This is a genomic window from Bacillus sp. BD48 (genome assembly GCF_046566805.1).
Taxonomy (GTDB): domain Bacteria; phylum Bacillota; class Bacilli; order Bacillales; family Bacillaceae; genus Bacillus; species Bacillus safensis.
Genome location: NZ_JANGFM010000004.1, coordinates 41,727 through 60,383, shown reverse-complemented (window position 1 = coordinate 60,383; position 18,657 = coordinate 41,727). Strand labels below are relative to the sequence as shown.

General features: G+C 42.1%; 21 protein-coding genes, 3 pseudogenes and 1 riboswitch. Of the genes and pseudogenes, 7 read left to right on the top strand and 17 right to left on the bottom strand.

Annotation, left to right across the window (positions count from 1 at the left end):
• Positions 1–70 precede the first annotated feature (70 nt).
• Complete coding sequence (licT, locus tag ACLGGR_RS12840; protein WP_048238207.1) at positions 71–907, bottom strand: BglG family transcription antiterminator LicT; 837 nt, start codon at positions 905–907, stop codon at positions 71–73.
• A gap of 187 nt (positions 908–1,094) precedes the next feature.
• Between licT and ACLGGR_RS12835 the strand changes: the two genes are divergently transcribed.
• Entirely contained in the window at positions 1,095–1,295 is a 201-nt protein-coding gene (locus ACLGGR_RS12835) for a hypothetical protein (protein WP_142946545.1), read from the top strand.
• A gap of 35 nt (positions 1,296–1,330) precedes the next feature.
• On the opposite strand, the gene aimA is transcribed toward ACLGGR_RS12835, so the two are convergent.
• Together aimA and trhO are read right to left on the bottom strand one after the other, a co-directional pair.
• Positions 1,331–2,950, bottom strand: coding sequence for a glutamate/serine transporter AimA (gene aimA / locus ACLGGR_RS12830; protein WP_251216782.1), 1,620 nt, complete (start codon positions 2,948–2,950; stop codon positions 1,331–1,333).
• 337 nt (positions 2,951–3,287) lie between these two features.
• Positions 3,288–4,256 (bottom strand): oxygen-dependent tRNA uridine(34) hydroxylase TrhO, encoded by a 969-nt coding sequence (gene trhO / locus ACLGGR_RS12825; RefSeq protein ID WP_142946547.1) that lies wholly within the window; start codon positions 4,254–4,256, stop codon positions 3,288–3,290.
• Between the two features lie 197 nt (positions 4,257–4,453).
• Between trhO and ACLGGR_RS12820 the strand changes: the two genes are divergently transcribed.
• Entirely contained in the window at positions 4,454–5,536 is a 1,083-nt protein-coding gene (locus ACLGGR_RS12820) for an iron-containing alcohol dehydrogenase family protein (protein ID WP_410973199.1), read from the top strand.
• 51 nt (positions 5,537–5,587) lie between these two features.
• Here ACLGGR_RS12820 and ACLGGR_RS12815 read toward each other — a convergent pair whose 3' ends face one another.
• The 5 genes from ACLGGR_RS12815 to ACLGGR_RS12795 all read right to left on the bottom strand — a co-directional run bounded on the left by ACLGGR_RS12815 (position 5,588) and on the right by ACLGGR_RS12795 (position 8,199).
• Complete coding sequence (locus tag ACLGGR_RS12815; RefSeq protein WP_410973198.1) at positions 5,588–6,415, bottom strand: aldo/keto reductase; 828 nt, start codon at positions 6,413–6,415, stop codon at positions 5,588–5,590.
• An 81-nt stretch (positions 6,416–6,496) separates the two neighbouring features.
• On the bottom strand, positions 6,497–6,913 hold the full coding sequence (locus ACLGGR_RS12810) for a DUF5301 domain-containing protein (RefSeq protein WP_410973197.1): 417 nt from the start codon (positions 6,911–6,913) through the stop codon (positions 6,497–6,499).
• A gap of 29 nt (positions 6,914–6,942) precedes the next feature.
• Positions 6,943–7,404: a 2-thiouracil desulfurase family protein gene (locus ACLGGR_RS12805; protein WP_410973196.1), complete on the bottom strand. Its 462-nt coding sequence runs from the start codon at positions 7,402–7,404 to the stop codon at positions 6,943–6,945.
• A 9-nt stretch (positions 7,405–7,413) separates the two neighbouring features.
• Entirely contained in the window at positions 7,414–7,632 is a 219-nt protein-coding gene (locus ACLGGR_RS12800; protein ID WP_410973195.1) for a hypothetical protein, read from the bottom strand.
• Between the two features lie 108 nt (positions 7,633–7,740).
• Positions 7,741–8,199, bottom strand: coding sequence for a MarR family transcriptional regulator (locus ACLGGR_RS12795; RefSeq protein WP_410973194.1), 459 nt, complete (start codon positions 8,197–8,199; stop codon positions 7,741–7,743).
• 201 nt (positions 8,200–8,400) lie between these two features.
• Here ACLGGR_RS12795 and ACLGGR_RS12790 point away from each other — a divergent pair, with 201 nt between their 5' ends.
• A complete protein-coding gene (locus ACLGGR_RS12790; RefSeq protein WP_410973193.1) occupies positions 8,401–9,168 on the top strand; it encodes a GNAT family N-acetyltransferase in 768 nt (255 codons plus the stop codon).
• 58 nt (positions 9,169–9,226) lie between these two features.
• Here ACLGGR_RS12790 and ACLGGR_RS12785 read toward each other — a convergent pair whose 3' ends face one another.
• Positions 9,227–10,399, bottom strand: coding sequence for an MFS transporter (locus tag ACLGGR_RS12785; protein ID WP_410973192.1), 1,173 nt, complete (start codon positions 10,397–10,399; stop codon positions 9,227–9,229).
• Positions 10,400–10,476: 77 nt separating this feature from the next.
• Positions 10,477–10,576: riboswitch (purine riboswitch) on the bottom strand.
• Between the two features lie 387 nt (positions 10,577–10,963).
• On the opposite strand from ACLGGR_RS12785, the gene proS reads away from it, so the two are divergent.
• Positions 10,964–12,397 carry a proline--tRNA ligase gene (proS, locus tag ACLGGR_RS12780; RefSeq protein WP_410973191.1) on the top strand — a complete coding sequence of 478 codons (1,434 nt, stop codon included), beginning with the start codon at positions 10,964–10,966 and terminating at the stop codon, positions 12,395–12,397.
• 144 nt (positions 12,398–12,541) lie between these two features.
• Positions 12,542–12,718, top strand: coding sequence for a hypothetical protein (locus ACLGGR_RS12775; protein ID WP_165585036.1), 177 nt, complete (start codon positions 12,542–12,544; stop codon positions 12,716–12,718).
• Between the two features lie 35 nt (positions 12,719–12,753).
• Here the strand turns inward: ACLGGR_RS12775 and ACLGGR_RS12770 are convergent.
• The 7 genes and pseudogenes from ACLGGR_RS12770 to ACLGGR_RS12740 all read right to left on the bottom strand — a co-directional run bounded on the left by ACLGGR_RS12770 (position 12,754) and on the right by ACLGGR_RS12740 (position 16,835).
• Positions 12,754–13,531: pseudogene (locus ACLGGR_RS12770) on the bottom strand (sulfite exporter TauE/SafE family protein).
• Between the two features lie 58 nt (positions 13,532–13,589).
• On the bottom strand, positions 13,590–13,820 hold the full coding sequence (locus tag ACLGGR_RS12765) for a sulfurtransferase TusA family protein (protein WP_410973190.1): 231 nt from the start codon (positions 13,818–13,820) through the stop codon (positions 13,590–13,592).
• 33 nt (positions 13,821–13,853) lie between these two features.
• Entirely contained in the window at positions 13,854–14,981 is a 1,128-nt protein-coding gene (locus ACLGGR_RS12760; RefSeq protein ID WP_410973189.1) for an MBL fold metallo-hydrolase, read from the bottom strand.
• Between the two features lie 14 nt (positions 14,982–14,995).
• Entirely contained in the window at positions 14,996–15,556 is a 561-nt protein-coding gene (locus ACLGGR_RS12755; protein WP_410973188.1) for a sulfurtransferase TusA family protein, read from the bottom strand.
• A 47-nt stretch (positions 15,557–15,603) separates the two neighbouring features.
• Positions 15,604–15,957, bottom strand: coding sequence for a rhodanese-like domain-containing protein (locus ACLGGR_RS12750; RefSeq protein ID WP_142946558.1), 354 nt, complete (start codon positions 15,955–15,957; stop codon positions 15,604–15,606).
• Positions 15,958–15,969: 12 nt separating this feature from the next.
• Positions 15,970–16,452 carry a DsrE/DsrF/DrsH-like family protein gene (locus tag ACLGGR_RS12745; RefSeq protein ID WP_142946559.1) on the bottom strand — a complete coding sequence of 161 codons (483 nt, stop codon included), beginning with the start codon at positions 16,450–16,452 and terminating at the stop codon, positions 15,970–15,972.
• Between the two features lie 122 nt (positions 16,453–16,574).
• Positions 16,575–16,835, bottom strand: coding sequence for a metal-sensitive transcriptional regulator (locus ACLGGR_RS12740; protein ID WP_003217059.1), 261 nt, complete (start codon positions 16,833–16,835; stop codon positions 16,575–16,577).
• Between the two features lie 182 nt (positions 16,836–17,017).
• Between ACLGGR_RS12740 and ACLGGR_RS12735 the strand changes: the two are divergent.
• Positions 17,018–17,625, top strand: a pseudogene (locus ACLGGR_RS12735) (transglutaminase-like domain-containing protein).
• Positions 17,626–17,627: 2 nt separating this feature from the next.
• Positions 17,628–17,705: pseudogene (locus ACLGGR_RS12730) on the top strand (DUF255 domain-containing protein); the annotation flags it as partial.
• Positions 17,706–17,763: 58 nt separating this feature from the next.
• On the opposite strand, the gene ACLGGR_RS12725 reads toward ACLGGR_RS12730, so the two are convergent.
• A complete protein-coding gene (locus tag ACLGGR_RS12725) occupies positions 17,764–18,600 on the bottom strand; it encodes a helix-turn-helix transcriptional regulator (protein ID WP_251216766.1) in 837 nt (278 codons plus the stop codon).
• Positions 18,601–18,657: the final 57 nt, after the last annotated feature.

The following is an 18,657-nucleotide window of genomic DNA, read 5'->3' as shown; positions in this document are numbered from 1 at the left end:
CTTTTATGTTTATGAGGAAATAGTACCACTCACCTTTTCTCATGTCAACGCTTTCTTTTAAAATCTATCTTTATTTTTCTCGTTTGATCAGTCGATTCAAATGAATTGATAGATACAGCATCTCCTCTGATGTGAGATCTCGGTGATAGGTTTGATAGACATATTCTGCGATTTTCTTTGCGCAATCGTACGCTTTCGGATATTTCACTTTGATCAGCTGATATAAATCTTGATCTTCGCTGACAAGCAGTGTTTCGTTAATCAGACGCTGGACGAAAAAGCGCAAATGCGTGAGAAAACGATAAAAGTTGAGTGAGTCTTCATCAAATTCCATGTTGAGATGATATTTCACAATGGTGAGAATGGCATTGACTTCCTTTGTGATATTGACCGTCGTATTCATATCCTCATTGAGCTCTGCGTTAATGATATGCATGGCAATAAAGCCTGCTTCATCCTCAGGCAGTTCAATATGAAGACGCTCTTCAATCATCTCAAGACAGTCCTTTGCCACAAGAAATTCATCTTTGTATAAGCGTTTAATCTCCCAAATAAGCGAATTCTCAATCAGATGATTTTTCTTCAGCCGTTCGATGGCGTAATGAATATGGTCTGCCAGCGATACATGCAGACTTTCGTTTAATCTTCGGTTTAGCTTTGTATGTGCATATTGAATCATTTCCTCGGTCACCTTGACCACATCATACGGAACCTCTTGAAGCAGCATTTTCATCCGCTCGTGAACGGAATGATCCTCTAGGCGGAAGACTTTATCAATTAACGCTTCGTCCACCGGGTCCCCGGGACGTCGCTTGAAAGCGATGCCTCTGCCCATGACGACAATTTCTTTTCCTTGTTCATCTATGACACTAATGACATTATTGTTTAGAACCTTTTGTATCTGCAACCCCAAACACCTCCGTCTATGAACCACAATCTTCACTCAAAATATGCTCTCATCTTAACACAACTGTCAAATCACTTGGTGTTTTTTATATGACTTTTGCAATAGATTTCACCATGATTCTACCCTTTCATAGCTGGTCTGTTCCTTCAATTGCCTGCATACAATACTTCTGAGGAGGTGACCTTCTGTGAAGTCTTTTTTCTGGTCTGCATCATTTTTATTCTTGCTCATGTTTACCCTCATCATTCTAGGCATCGTGTTCTGGCTGAGTGGACAAGGCTTAGGTCAGCTTTGGAGATATGTGCTCATTTCACTTGTCACAGCGGCCGTTTTGCACGGAGTCACCATTTGGCTGAAGCGGCATGTAATGTACCAATCATCCAAATAAAAACGGCTGCCCCGAATGTTCAGGCAGCCGCTTCTTTATTCTTTTGTTGCTGCAGCTTCTTTCTGAGAAGCACGCAGCTCATCATTGATTTTTTTCGCATCCTCTAAAAACTCTGTTTCATATCCACTTTTGAGTGCCCACATATAAAATAGCAGAGCAACCACTGTAATAAGTGCCATGTCCCAGCCATAATGAATGATGTTATAACCGCCGAATTTGTCACTGCCAAGGCAGGAAATCGTCATCATCACAAGCAGGTACACAACCATCCAAGCACCCGCTTTAAAGTTGCGGCCGAAGCCTTTCCATTTCGCTTTTGCTTGATAGTAAAAATAGATAGGAAGACCGATGAGAATAATGAACAGCACCTGCCCTGTTAACGGCCATCTCGCCCAATACAGCGTCAATGAGGCAAAGACAAAACCGAGAGGAGCAATGATGCTGAGTCCTTTTATTTTAAGCGGACGATATAAATCTGTCCCTGTCTTTCTCAGCGTCATGACGGTCACTGGTCCCGTCAGATACGAAATGAGTGTTGCGACAGAGATAATTTCAGCAAGTACACCCCAGCCTCTAAATAAAAACAGAAAGATAAACGATACAGCTAAGTTAAAAAACATTGCTGGACGAGGCACGCCGTAAATAGGGTGCAGACGGCCAAGCACACTTGGCATATATTTATTTTTTTCCATTCCATAAATCATACGAGACGTTGTTGCGGTATACGTAATTCCTGTACCAGAAGGTGACACAAACGCATCCGCATATAAAATCAGAACAAGCCAGTTAATCCCAAGCGCAATGGCAAGGTCAGCAAATGGCGAATTAAAATTCAAATGGCTCCATCCATTCACAATCATAGATGGATCAACAGCACCGATAAAGGCGACCTGTAAAAGTACATAAATCACAGTCGCAATGAAAATCGATCCGACAATGGCAATTGGAATCGACCGGCCTGGATTTTTTGCCTCACCGGCCATATTAATCGGGCTTTGGAAGCCATTGAAGGCAAACACAATCCCTGATGTCGCAACAGCTGTGAGCACACTCGCCCAGCCGTTAGGAGCAATACTTGTTCCAGAAGTAAAATTCTCACTATGAAAACCTACGAATAAGAGCGCACCAATTGTTAATCCTGGAATGACAATTTTAAACACGGTAATGAATGTATTCGCTTTTGAAAATAACCCAACTGTCCAATAATTAAGCAGAAAGTAAATCACAAGAAGCACACTGGCGACCATAAGACCTTCTGTCGTCAACACCCCTTTTGTGACCAAGTGGGTTGTCCACTTTGCCCACTCCCAAGGCCATGAGCTCATGTACTGGACGGAAGCAACCGCCTCAACAGGTATCACAGAGACAATCGCGATCCAGTTCGCCCAAGCTGCAATAAACCCAATAAAAGATCCGTGTGAATATTGCGTATATTTCACCATTCCGCCTGCCTCTGGAAACATCGATCCGAGTTCACTATAAGACAAAGCGATAAATAAAATCACCACCATCCCAATCAACCAGGATAAAATAGCAGCAGGGCCGGCGATTTGAGCCGCACGCCAAGCACCGAAGAGCCATCCTGAACCAATGATTGAACCAAGACCTACCATCATTAAAGCGAAAGTTCCCATCCTACGATGCAAATGATTCATGTTCATAACACCTTTCGATTAAAATACAGAGCATGTGTCAAGCAAGCGTCTTTCTTTCAAAGCAGCTCACTTTAAAATGGCAAATATTTCTTCTGATGAACATTTACCCTTGTTCATTTTTTCGCCTGTTATATTATCTCTCAATTCTTCATTTTCTGAAATAGTCGAACATGCTTATTTCAAAAGAAAGCGCTTTTTCACCTGTTCAATCTATTAGACTGAATAACTACCTTTACCCTTATTTTGAAAAAAACAAAACAAAAAAGATAGAGGAAATGACTTCCTCTTCCTTCTAACCCACGCCATGTAAAGAAAAAAAGGATAAAGGGGGTTCCCTCTATCCTTGTGAAATCGCTTGTTCTTTTTCAATGACAGCTAGTCTTTCTTGAACTTCTTCTTCTGATAAATTGTGCTGTTTTACGTACAGGTTACGTTCGCTTGTGCGGCATTCATGACTGCAGCTGCGCATATACTTATGCTCACTCTCTTCAGTGGCAATTATCTTGCGGTTACATGCAGGGTTCGCACAGTTCACATAACGCTCGCAAGGCTCACCCGTGAAGAAATCTTTTCCGACAACCACATGCTCTGTTTGATTTACTGGTACTGTTAAGCGATTATCAAACACATAGCATTGACCATCCCATAGCTTCCCTTGTACTTCTGGGTCTTTTCCGTAAGTGACAATTCCGCCGTCAAGCTGAGAGACATCTTCAAAGCCTTCACGCTTTAACCAGCCTGAAAATTTCTCACAGCGTACGCCGCCTGTGCAATACGTCAGGATTTTTTTCCCTTCAAGAATCTCTTTATTGTCACGAATCCACTCAGGTAATTCACGGAATGTCTCAATATCAGGACGGACTGCCCCTCTGAAGTGACCCACATCAAACTCGTAATCATTACGCGCATCAATCACAACAGTATCAGGTGATTGCATTTGCTCGTAAAATTCAACCGGGCTAAGATGTTTTCCCGTTAATTCTAACGGATTCACGTCATCCTCAAGGCTAAGGTTCACTAGTTCATTCCGATGACGGACGTGCATTTTTTTAAACGCATGACCATCTGCTTCGTCAATTTTGATCGGCATAGACGCAAAGCGTGGATCTTCTTTTAACGCTTGCATGTACTTGTCCGTTTGCTCAATGGTTCCAGAAACAGTTCCGTTCAAGCCTTCTGCTGACACTAGGATACGGCCTAACAAACCAAGCTCCTTACAGAATGCTAAATGCTCTGCTGTAAACGTCTCTGGGTCCTCAATGGGGACATATTGATAGTAAAGTAAAACGCGATATTGTTTTTCCATCTATATAAACACCTCTTAAATTTAATCAAAACATACCATTCTATATCATACAGGAAATACATACCTAAAGGCAATGTCGGCGGCTCAATTCCAAAAAACGGAAGGGTCTTTCTTCTCATATATTCGATTATTTGACAGAACTTTCTGTAAAATGAGATGATTTATGAACAATATGATGTGTAAAGGAGCAATAATCCATGATCCAGCCAGAAGATATTGTCAGAAGCGGCCCTAACCAATTTATTTCTCAAAAGGGAATATATCATGAACTAGAATCCCTTGTTTCTCCTTTTCAGTCACCTGCTGTAGTGACAGGATATGATTCATACGAAGCTTTTTCACAATACACAAAGCTGCCGTCCGAGTGGCCTATCATTCAGCACAAAGGATACAGTTCACCTAATGCGGTCACACAGATCGCAGAAGAGCTTAACGGGTCAGATGTGATCATCGGCATCGGGGGCGGAACGATTTTAGATACCGCAAAATCAGTTGCAGACGCCCTTCAAATCGAAGTCATCATGGTGCCAACGATTCCCGGCACATGTGCTGCGTCTACACCTCTCAGCGTCATTTATGATGACAAGGGGAATTTCATGAGAGTCGATTACCATAAACGATCCAGCTACCTCACCTTAATTGATCATACTTTTTTGCTTTCCTCTCCTCTTTCCTACCTTCAAAGCGGAATTGGTGATACGCTGGCAAAATGGTATGAAGCAGAAGCGATTATTCGTAACACAAAAGGCGCCTTGCCGCTCATGGTACATGCAGCACTAAAGCAGGCGGTATATGTTCGAGACATTCTTCTTTCTCATAGTGAAGAAGCTGTCAACAGCTTAAAAACAGGTCAGCTTTCACAAGCATTCGCAGATGTGACAGATACGATTATTACGTTAGCCGGAACAGTCGGCGGCTATGGGGGACGTTATGGAAGAATGGCAGGTGCTCATGCCGTTCATAATGGATTGACATTTATTGATGAAACACATCATGTATTACATGGACAAAAAGTGGCTTATGGCATCCTCGTCCAGCTTGCCGCAGAAAACCGAATGTCCGAGGTAGAGGAATTACTTGAACTCTACCAAACACTCGGATTACCTAGAAATATGCGCGACCTTGGTATAACAACTCAACTGGAAGAAGCGGCACATATAGTGGCAAGTCATGCGGCACGTAAAGATGAAACCTTTTGTTTGATTGGAGACTATGCTAAAGAGCAGATTGTCGACGCCATTCAAATCATTGAGACCTATCAGCCTCAAAAATCTGTCTAAAGATGAGGGAAATAAAAAAGCACAGGCATCGGGACTGTGCTTTTCTTTCGATTAAAAATCAAAGTTATCTGGATCTGGACCTGTGCGCTCATCTTCATTGAGCTGATCAATGACACCCATCTCACGTGTGGACAGCTCGAAATCGAAGACTTGAGTGTTTTCAATGATTCGGCTCTTCGTCACAGATTTTGGAATGGTGATAATGCCATGCTGTAAGTCCCAGCGAAGAATTACTTGCGCTACTGACTTGTCATGTTTTTTCGCAATATCCTGGAGAACAGGATGGTTCAGAAGCTTCCCGCTGCCTAATGGCGACCACGCCTCTACATGAATTCCTTTCGACTTGCAATAGTCTCGTAAAGGCTCCTGCGTCAGCTTCGGATGAAGCTCGATTTGATTCACCATTGGCACAACTTCTGCCTCTTCCAATAAATCCTCTAAATGATGCTGATGGAAATTACACACTCCGATAGCTCGAACGCGTCCATCCTTATATAGCTTCTCTAGCGCTTTCCATGTTTCTTTATATTTGCCTTCAACTGGCCAATGAATTAAATAAAGGTCTAATACATCTAGTCCCAGCTTGTTCATACTTGTTTCAAAGGCTTTGAGTGTTGATTCATAGCCTTGATCATTATTCCAGACCTTTGTCGTAATGAATAGATCATCGCGCGAGATACCTGATTGCTGAATGGCTTTGCCTACCCCTTCTTCATTTTGATAGGCTGCTGCTGTATCAATGCTGCGGTAGCCCGCTTCAAGAGCGTCTTTGACTGCATTTACAGCCTCATCCCCATCTTTTACCTGCCATACACCAAAGCCTAGCTTCGGCATTTTTACTCCGTTTGCTAATGTGACTGTATCTGTTAATCCACTCATCAAACAAACCTCCGCTTCTTTTTTACTTACCAAGCACTATACCCGAATTTTCTATTGATCATGCATGAAATTCTGGCTGAGCTATTTGATATATTTTCCTATATCAACTTGATTGGTGTCAACGATTTGATATTCGCTGGTTTGATCTTTTGTTTTAGAAAAATCATATGTTTCTAAAAATGTTTGATCGTAAAAAGTCAGACCATATGTTTCCTTCTCATTCTCATACACTCTGATCCAATAAGACTCTTTTGAAGTTTTTTTAGTTTCATTCGTTTTCTTTAATTTCATACCCGAAAATTCCTTGAGTAACTTTTGAATATCCTCTTTCTTTTCCACCATAACGCGCTCATTATCATGCTCAATTTGAATCGAGGTCACCTTGTTTTGATCAATTAAGGCCACATCATCAAAAGAGTATGTTTTTGCATTGATTATAAAATAAATACCAATTCCTAATAAAATAATGACGACTAAACCAATCATCCACTTTTTCAACCTAACTCCTCCTTCTATTCACATCACACCTATAAAAACAAAGAAGTCCAATCATCCTCCTCAGAGAATACCTGAATTCCGTGCTGTTTGAGCAAGGCGGATGTCACACCATCTCCAGCTTTTGTCCTCCCGTTAAAATCTCCGCGATAAATCATCCGGCTGCCGCAGGAGGGGCTGTACTCTTTTAACACAACCGCTGTCGCTTTCAGAGACTGAATCTGTTCCAGCGCCATTTTCGCACCTTTTACATACATCTCTGTGGCATCAGTTCCATGCACATCGATAACGGAGGCGAGGCCCTTTAATACATCATGTCCGTCTCCGCCAATGATTTCTGCGGGAGGTCTTGGCGTGGAGAAGCCGCCAAGGAGCTCAGGACAAACTGTGACTGCCTTTCCCTCTTGAACAAGCTCCTCAATTCGCTGATCTAATCGATGGCTGCCATTATAACGAACCTTCAACCCAGCAAGACAAGCACTGACGACAATCACGCATGTTCCTCATTTTTTTTTGCTGATTTTAAAATAAATACATAATGGCAAAAAACATATCGTATTCACTAAAAAGGGCAGGGCACAATACAAAGCAGCAGCCCAAATCGGTTCTCCAGCTCCTGCAATACCAAAAAAATAAACAAATAATATCAAGCTGACAAACAAACCTACAAATGGCATGATGAATACGTATTTTTTATAATTTTCTATCATTTCTTTCTCCAATGAGTTCCCTCCCTTTCATCATGATCGCGAATAACGTCAATATATGTTAATTTTACCATAAAAAAACCGAAATCATCTCCTTTTGTACGATGGTTTCGGTTTTTATATCTATATCTTTTCTTTCCAAGCCTTTAAGAAACGCTCAATCACTTGTAATTCATCTTCGTGAAACTGGTGAAGAAATTCTAAATAGGACGTGACTGCTTTTTCATGCAGCTCATCATGCAGCGCTGCCAATTGCCTGCCTTCCTCTGTCAAAGAATAATAGACAGATTTCTTATCACCTTGCCGGTGGCAATAGTCCACCATGCCTTTTTCAATCAGTTTTTTTACAGCCTTTGTAATAGCTGGCTTTGATAGTTTTAGTTGTTGAGATAGAAATGTATTATTTGATTCGTTTGGATTGGCTTGAATCATCGATAAAATGTGAAGCTGTGTGAGTGTCCATTCTTGTTTGAGTGTATCAGTCGTGGTAATCAGTGGATCTGTTGGATCATTCCGTCTCTTTTCCCTATGCATAATCAGATCTTGAATCGCTTTTAATACAATCTGCTCTTTTGTTTCCATCTGAACCTCCACTCTTAACTGGTTAATAAAATGGTACTAATAATGAAGAAAGGAGTCAAAAGAAATGACGATGTGAGTAAAATAATAGATCATAAGACCTGATAATTGCACATGAACTTTTATACTAGATTCCCCTCATCCTGTCACATGCTATAATCATTGGGATGTCATCCAATTTATCATAATGAAAAGGTGATCTAAATGAAACCCGAACAACAAATGGCCATTCGCCAGTTAGAAGAAAAGATACACCTGTTTTCTTCTGCTGCGAACGGAACCTTCCTTGCATCGGACGATTTCGTTCTATCAAATACTCATATATCGACTGACACATTCAATTTGCTCTTACCAACATCAGTTCAAATTCAAGATCCGAAAAAAGTGAAAGCGGCCATTGAACACATGCAGACGCAGAAACTCATATTCAGCACATGGGTCGATCACCGTTTACTCCATCCTGATTGGGCTGATTTATTAAAGGAATATCAGCTTCAAGAGGTCGAACGCAATACCCTCATGATGCTTGAGCATACAGGTGACATTGATCCAGTCACATCCTCATCACTTACAATCAAGGAAGTACTTGATGAGCAGACACTGTTTGATTACAAACATATCTTTATAGAACTATTTAAAGGATCGACTGAGGCCGCCGCCTTAGAAGACTATTTCCAGCGTTTTTCGATTGAAGCATTGCACTCAAAAGCTCGCATGTTCGTGGGATATGAACACCATAAGCCGGTCACAACAGGCTTATTATTCGAGACTAACGACAGCTACGGTATTTATGATGTCATAACAAGGGCAGAACACCGCGGCAAAGGACTTGGCAGCGAAATGTTCCATTACCTTTTGACCCAGACAGAGAATAAACAAAAGTGTGTCATCTTACAAGCTTCAGCTGACGGCAAAAACATTTATCAACGTGCCGGCTTCCAACCAATCGGCGAAATGGCCGTCTTTGAATAGAAAGTACTTTTCGTGTGAATTTGAAATGAACATAAAAAAGCTGCCTAAAGATAGGCAGCTATTCAGCTTGTTGCTCTCGCTCCATATAAAGCGGCGGTCTCTTCAACGAAATCACCGCACAGCTAAAGGCAATCAGTACAAACACAGCACCGAATTTAGCCAGATCAACAGATGAACCGGTCATCGTAAACATGACTCCGCCAACCGCAGATCCAATCGAAATGCCGATTTGCAAGGCCGATGTATTTAAACTTTGCTGAATATCAGAAGTGACAGGATCTGTTTGAATCAAATAACTCTGCAAAGCAGGCGTCAGTGCCCAGCTGAGCGCTCCCCATAGGACAACCATCACCATAAAGAGCATAAACACCCCCGCTGTATAAGGAAGGATAAACATGACGATCGCAAACGCCATAGTCACAAGCAAAATGGCTTTTCCTGATCCTAGTTTGTCACTAAGCCAGCCGCCAAAACCATTCCCGCCAATAGACGCAAGCCCGAAGATCAAATAACAAATACTAATCCAAAACGGGGTCATATGCAGAACTTCCATCAGAAATGGAGTGAAATAAGAATAAAGCATATAATGGCCAGCAAGCATAAACAAACTGATCAGGTGTGCACTAAAAATTTTCGGATGTCCTAAAGAACGAATCTGCTCTCTAAGAGGCGTCACTTTTTCAACAGGCATTTTTTCCAATAGAAAATAGATCAGCACCATCGATATGGCAGAAAGAATACTGATTCCTAAAAACATCACTCTCCACCCAAAGCTCTCTGTAATAAAAATACCGATCGGTATACCGAGAACAAGTGAGGAGCTAATACCAATAAAAATCAGCCCTAATGCTTTTGCACGATGCGCTGGTTCCACTAATTTGGCGGTGATCGTCAAAGATAATACCACCACAAGCGCTGTACTCATCGCAATCAACACCCTTGATATCATGACAAGGGCAAAGGTCGAACTAAAATAAGTGAACACATTTCCTATTGTAAACACCAATAACGCGATTAAATAAAGGCGCTTTCGTTCGATTTTGGCTGTAGCGGTCAGCAGGACGGGTGCTGAAATGGCATACACAATTGCAAATACCGTAATGAGCTGTCCGGCTGTTGCAAGAGACACATTCAAATCCTCTGCAAGACTTGGCAGAATGCCCCCGACCACAAGCTCAACTAATCCAACCGCAAAAGTAGAAACGGCTAATAAATATACTCTCCAGTTCATGTCTAACATCCCTTCTGTATATCATCGCTTTCACTTTTGATACAGGGTGCAGACAAACAAAAAAACCCTGATTACAAAAAAGGAAAGCGCGCTTTTGTAATCAGGATTTATCGGATCCTGGTAGAAACCCTCAAACCATATTATTGAGGTTATACAAGTCTATTTTTTTCTTCACATATATTAGCATAGCCTTACATAACTCGCAAGCTGTAAAAATAGAAAAATAGTGCCATTCCGTTACCTACACAAAAGGCGCTGTAAAAGGAATCAGAACAACTTGCTTTCTCCCCCATTTACAGGTAAACTGATGAAAAATCAACGAACAAGGATCAACGTAGATCTGGAATAGTAGCTTGAATTGACCTTTAACAGAGAGGGAACGGTGCTGAGAAGTTCCTACTGACATCTTCAAGTGAACCTGCCGATTTAGTTCTGTTTCATACAGCGGTTCATACCGTTATCATGATCGAGTGTAAAGCTGTGCTTTAAATTAGGGTGGTACCACCAGGAATGGTCCCTAACTTAAAGTACAGCTTTTTTGTTTTAAAAAAGGAGGAATATGCAATGTCAAAGAAACAATTTGTTGAGAAAATTACAAGCATGGAAGACGACTTTGCCCAGTGGTATACAGATGTTGTCACAAAGGCGCGGCTCGTCGATTATTCAAGCGTGAGAGGCAGTATGATTATTCAGCCGTACGGCTTTAAAATTTGGGAAAACATTCGCGACGAACTTGACCGCCAGATTAAAGAAACGGGTCATGAGAATGTCTATATGCCGCTTTTTATCCCAGAGAGCCTGCTGCAGCAGGAAAAAGATCATATCGAAGGCTTTGCTCCTGAAGTGGCGTGGGTGACACATGGCGGTGACTCCGAATTACAAGAAAGGCTCTGCGTCAGACCGACCTCTGAAGTGCTGTTCGCTGAGCATTACAAAAACATTATTCATTCCTACCGCGATTTACCGAAGCTATATAACCAATGGGCCAATGTCGTCCGCTGGGAAAAGACAACACGTCCCTTCCTTAGAACCCTTGAATTCCTATGGCAGGAAGGGCACACGTGCCATGAGACTGAGCAAGAAGCGATTGAAGAAACAGAAAGAATGCTTCACACTTACGCTTCTCTTTGCGAAGGTCTCCTTGCCATACCTGTCATTAAAGGGAGAAAAACTGAGAAGGAAAAATTCGCCGGCGCTCGCTTCACCTATACAGTTGAAAGCTTGATGCATGATGGAAAGGCGCTTCAAACTGCCACTTCTCATTTCTTCGGGAACGGATTTGCCAAAGCATTTGGCATCGAATTCTTAAACCGTGAAGGAAAACTAGAGCATGTCCAGCAGACTTCATGGGGCTTCACAACAAGAATCATCGGCGCCATGATTATGGTGCATGGCGACGACAGAGGGCTTGTCCTCCCGCCAAATATTGCGCCAATCCAAGTGCGTATCGTGCCAATCGCTTCTCATAAAGAAGGTGTGCTGGATCATGCCTACGAATTGAAGGATCGCCTCGCCCGCCTCGCACGTGCTGACATCGATGCAAGCGATAAACAGCCTGGCTGGAAATTCAACGAATGTGAAATGCAGGGTATTCCGCTTCGTGTAGAAGTAGGACCAAAGGACATCGAAAAAGGACAGGTGATGCTCGCAAGACGAGACACTGGTGAAAAGCAAGCTGTCACGTTAGATGCACTTGAACAAACCATCACAGCAACGCTTGAAGACATCCAGCGGACCATGTTCGAAAAGGCGAAGGAACGATTACATGAAAAAACATCACAAGCCCACACAATCGAAGACATTGAGCAAATTCTTGCAGAAGAAAATCGATTGATTAAAGCCATGTGGTGCGGTGACGAAGCCTGTGAAAACGATATTAAAGAAAGAACAGGCGCGACTTCACGCTGTATCCCATTCGAACAGGAAACCATTTCTGACACATGTGTCTGCTGCGGAAAGCCTGCATCTGATATGGTGTTCTGGGCGAAAGCCTATTAAGAATATGAACGATAAAGAAGCATCTCTCATGATGCTTCTTTTTTTGTTAAAAAGACCCAAACACCCATTGACCTCACCTGCATGATCCCCTATAATTCTTATTAATATAATCGGTTTTTAAGACTTTAACTGGAGTGGTGATACATGAAACGCTGGCCCTCATTCTTTGCCGAACGCTGTCCTAAATGTAAATCAGCATTAGAAGTCTCAAAGTCCAATGCCCTGCAAGGCAAAGTCGTGAAAACATGTCCCAACCTTCATTATCAAAAAGAGTACCACCCAGCACTAGAAACGTATATCGAGCACGATGACGTCAAATAAAAAAGACCAACACGTTTGCTTTGTTGGTCTTTTCTTTATAAAATATCCAGCCAAATTTTGACCGCTGTCGCCGTAATCATCACAGCAAGTGCCCATTGCAAGTAGACCGCGTTGATTTTCTGACCGACCTTTGCACCAATCGGAGCTACCATCAAACTTGCCGCCATCAGCACAACAGCAGGAAGAAGCATGACCTGACCCGTCAATACCTTTCCAGTTGATGCGCCTATCGCAGAAAGAAACGTAATTGCAAGTGACGACGCAATCGTCATCCGTACAGGAATTTTTAAAATAGACAGCATCACAGGCACTAAAATAAATGCGCCGCCTGCACCTAATACCCCTGAAACACTGCCAATCACAAAGGCAATACCCGATGCCAGCCCTTTATGAAAAGTGACTTCTCCCTCTGCGTCTGCATGCTGTCCTTTTTTCGGAATCAGCATGAGAATAACCGCCACAATGGCGAGTACTCCATAGACGAGGTTCATCCCTTTCTCCGGCAAAAAATGTGAAACATAACTGCCTAATAAGCTGCCCGCCAATATACTGCTTCCCATATATAAAATCAGCGAGCGATGTAAAAATCCGCTTTTCCGATAAGCAAGTACACCACCCCCGCGTCGAAAAAAGCACTTGGATGGCGCCAATCCCTGATACTTCGTGTGCTGATAATGCCATCACACCGAGAAGAGGCGGGATATAAAGCAGCATGGGATAGTTGATCACAGATCCGCCGATCCCCACCATTCCTGATAAGAAGGAACCAATACATCCGATGATAAAAAGTGTAATCAAAAATGCAAAATCCACGCTGGTCTCCTCCTTTACAAAAGGAAAAGGGGATCTTCAGCAGATACCCCTACATCCTTTAGGACCCTTTTCTCATCCAGAACTTCAGCACGTGACCTTCTTCTGTCTGCGTGATCAATTCATGTCCGCTTGACTTCGCCCATGCAACTAAGTCAGCTTTAGCCCCTTTATCTGTTGCATGTATTTCTAAAACTTGACCTTTCGCCAAGTCGTTCATTTTTTTCTTCGTTCGAATAATCGGCATTGGGCATGCGAGCCCTGTTACGTCTAAAATTTGATCTGATGTCATTTGATTGTTCCTCTTTTCTTATTTTATTGGACATTACCGAATCGCACAACGGTTTGGACCAATTTCCATTTCCCGCTGCTCTTCCACATCTGGATTCAGCTTCCCCATATTGGCTTGACGAATCTCTTGAAAGGCATGCGGCTGTGCAGGCAGACCTTCCGTCACCATCTGTCTAAACACTTGTTGATCTTCAATATGAAGCCCATGATTTTCTTTTAAAAGTGAGCCGAGCTCCTTCCAAACACTGCCGTCTTCATTCATTTCTTCTATGGTCATGAAGTGCGCAGGCAGAACGATATATTCCTTTGAAAGCGCCATATACCGTTCATAAAGCGTCTCTCTCAAATCATCTACCCAGTCCTCCGCCATTCCAGCAAGATCAGGTCTTCCAATTGAATCAATGAACAAAATATCACCTGAAAGAAGAAATTGATTGTCTACGATAAAAGATGTTGAACCGATCGTATGTCCCGGGGAATAAATGGGATGAATGTCAATAGAAGCTGTTCCAATCGTTATCCGCTGTCCTTCTTCAAGACGTTCATATTCAAAGGTTACCTCTTCTGCATCTTTTGGCGGCAGCCAGTAGGTAGCACCAGTTAGTTCAGCCAGCTCTTTCCCACCAGAAATATGATCCGCATGAAGGTGGGTATCCAGCACATGCGTCACAGAGACATCATGCTTTTTCGCAAAATCAATATAGACCTCCGTCATTCGAGCTGCATCCACAACAGCGGCTTCTCCATTGGACATGATCATATAGGACAGGCACCCTTTGCCCATCCTTACAAATTGATACAGCTCTCCGCCGCCGCTTAAATTACCTATTTTCACTGGCTCTAGATGCTCACTCCATGCCTTCATGCCGCCCTGCAAATAACGAACAGTCATGCCAGCCTCTGACAGCATCTCCGCCACAAGAATAGAGGAACCTTCCTTGGCACAAACCACCAACACTTCACGGTCACTAGGAATGTGCTGTAAAAGGCCCTCCACTCCGTCAAGCAGATCAAAATAAGGCACATTCATATCAACGATTGCTTCCCCTTCAATCTTCCAGTCCTGCACATCTGCTTGATTTCGCACATCTAGCAAAAAGAGCGGCTCTTTGCCCACGATCTTTTTTGTTAACTGCTCTGCAGTCATGGCTTTTACCGTCATGTTTTATTCAGCTCCTATTTTTCAATGGCTCCTGTCCAGCTATTCATGCCTGGCACCACATTGATTAATTGTTGAAACCCTTTCTCTTTTAGCTTTTGCGCAGCTAATTCACTTCTTCTGCCTGAATGACAGATGAGATAAATGACCGATTCTCTTGTTAACTCCTCTGCACGATGTTCCACCTCGCCAAGCGGGATGTGGACGGCTCCTGGGATATGCCCCGCCTCGTATTCATCCAGCTCCCGTACATCCAAAATAAACAGAGATTGATCTTCTTTTACCTTCTGTTGAAAGGCATTCAAAGATATTTCCGAAATCATGGGCTCCCCTTCTTCCTGTTGCGCTCCGCCCTTACGGATCAAATGATGGAGCACCTGACCTTCTACTTTTGTTCCTAAAAACTCATGGCCGGCACTTTTTGACCAAGCCGCTAAATCCGCTGTTGATCCTTTATCGGTAGCTTGCACTTCAAGTACATCTCCTGGCAAAAGCTCATTCATTTGTTTTTTTGTTTTCACGATCGGCATTGGGCATGCCAATCCTTTTGCATCTAAAATGACTGTTGGTTGCTGCATATGATGTCCTCCTTTATATAGGGGTGGGGGTATATTCTCAAGCGTGCTTAATGCCAAGCATTCATACCACCCTTGATGTTTGTAATATGAGTAAATCCCTGTTTCCTCAATATTTTCGCTGCCTGCATACTTCTCATTCCGCTTTGACATATCACATAGACCTCTTTGTCTTTCGCAAGCTGAGAAGCTCGTTCTTTTAACTGAGGTAGAGGAATGTTTCGAAATCCTTTAATATGGTTTGTTTGAAATTCTACTGGAGATCGTACGTCAATTAGTTGTTGATCTTTACTTTTGAGCTTTTTCTTCATATCGGCTGCATCCATTTGGTTCACACCTCGGACCGGCAGGAAGCGGCTCACGAGTAAGCCAATCACCAGGATGAACAAAATTGTTTGAATCATTTCATCACCTCACTAAATAAATAAATTCACACGTCCGATTTCAGCCTCTGCTAAATAAGCAGCGACACCAGCATATTGAATGTCATCTAATAATTCTTTCTCCTGCAGCCCTAAAAGATCCATCGTCATTGTACATGCGACGAGGTTGATCTCCTGTTCCTTCGCCATATCAATGAGCTGCGGCAAGGTCATGGCATTGTGCTTTTTGATCACGTGCTTAATCATCTTTGGGCCCATTCCAGCAAAATTCATCTTTGAAATGCCCATTCGATCAGCCCCTCGCGGCATCATCTTGCCAAACATTTTTTCTAAAAATCCTTTCTTCATCGGCACCATTTCATCCTTGCGCAAGGCATTCAGCCCCCAAAAGGTATGAAAAATCGTCACCTCATGATCATAGGCCGCTGCACCATTGGCAATAATGTAAGCCGCCATCGCTTTATCATAATCTCCACTAAATAGCACAATCGTCGTGCGTTTTTTCTGTTCTTCCATTCTGATCCTCCTTCATCATTACCCACGGGGGTATATTGAAAACAAAAATATATACACATACCGGTAAGGGTATATTATAACAAGTAAAAAAATCCGTCAACCTTCAAAGGCTGAAGAATTTCTTACCGGCTTTTCACCAATAGCTCAACCGCTTCCTTCACAAGACCCTCCGTATCCTTGCCTTGTTCAAGACTTTCACGGACACATTGTTCAAGATTTGTACTCACAATCACACCCATTGCCCGATCAATGGCATTGCGTGATGCAGACAGCTGCGTCACCACCTCGCGGCAATCCTTTCCCTGCTCCATCATCGCAAGAACCCCTTTAATCTGCCCCTCAATCCGGCGAAGACGGTTCTTCATCTGTTGATTATATTCCATGCACATTTACTCCTTTCTATTCATCTATGAAGAGATATTATACCCTAAGAGGTATTTAGTCAAACGACTTGCCCTTCTCTTTTGTAGAGAACGTATGTGAAAATAATTGCACATTCCACCATTTATTGATAAAAAGAAAATAATCAACGAACGAGAAATCATTAAAAAAAGGAGAAATTATAATGAACTTGACATGTGAATCTAAAAATTTTGATGATTATTTATGTGAACTAGCTGAAGTTGATTATTCTCATCTCTTATTCGAGCAAAATCAAATGAACTTTTCAACCCATTGCAGACAGAAATAGAAAAAGCAAAAGCAGCCTATGAGTTTGTTCGAGATGAAATTCCCCATACATGGGATATTCAATCCAAACGAGTGACTTGTCATGCATCAGAGGTATTAACATTTAAAGAGGGAATTTGCTACGCAAAATCGAACCTATTGGCTGCCCTGTTGCGCTCACAAGGAATACCCACAGGTTTTTGCTATCAGCGTTTAATGTTGTTCGATACGCCAGATAAAGGATATTGTATTCACGCATTAAATGCAGTATTTCTGCAATCACTTAATAAATGGATTCGATTAGACTCTCGCGGCAACAAAACAGGAATTGATGCTCAATTCTCACTTGATCATGAAAGATTAGCTTTTCATACCCAACAAGAATTAGATGAAGTCGACTATCCTTTGATATATGTTAAACCACATCCAAAGACAATGAGCGTTTTAAAAGAACATACAGATGCTATTGAGATGTATAAACATCATTTACCAGAAACGATATAGCCTGGGGGCAAAAAGACTTCGACAAAGCCAAACGTGAAAATAAACCGGTGCTTGTCAGCATCGGTTATGCCCATTGTCACTGATTGCTTAGGATCTATTTTATATTAAATGCACTCAATAACTTCATCCAAACAATAGCTAGCCTTCAATTAAACGTTTTAACTTAAGCTCCGTCTCAGTATCCTCAACTGGAGTATAGACGCTGCATCTTAAATCAGTCTCCCCATACACTTGTAATGAAGTGAGATTAAACAACATTTTACCTGCCTTAGCATGACGAAATTCAATTAATACTTCAGGCGCATAGCTGATCTCATTTTCATTCCAAATTTTACGGAACTCAGGATATGCCTGCTCCATTTCTTCTATAAATTGCTCATACCAGTCATCCGCCACATACTGTCCATAATACGTTCTAAATATGGCGATATATCCTCTAACAAAGTGCTCCCAATTCACGGCTAAACTTTTAAATTCCTTTCTAGCGAATAGTAAGCGTATGATATTCCTTTCTGCCGGGATGATTTGTTCAAAGTCCAAAAATACGTTAGCTGCTGCTTGATTCCACCCAACAATCTGACTTCTTCTGTCAGATACAATCGTTGGGCAATAACGAAGTTCCTGCAAAATTTTCACTAAAGCTGGACTGATTTCCTTCTCATTCTCAATGATAAAGGATTGTTTCACTCCTTCCTCTAACGCTAAAGCGTACAAATATCTCCTTTCATCGTTATTTAATTGTAATGCACGAGAAATAGCATCTAATACCGAAGTAGATACTTTTATATCTCTCCCTTGTTCTAACCATGTATACCAAGTAAGACTCACACCGGCCAGTTGAGCCACTTCTTCTCTTCTTAGTCCTGGTGTTCTTCTGCGGGTGCCTACAGGTAAACCAACCATTTGAGGCGTAATTTTCGAACGTTGATTCTTTAGAAATTCTGATAATGCTTGAAGTCTAGTTTCAGGTTTCATTCAGATCTCCCTTTAAAAGAGTATTAATTATACTAGGATAAACAACAACTTGTAATA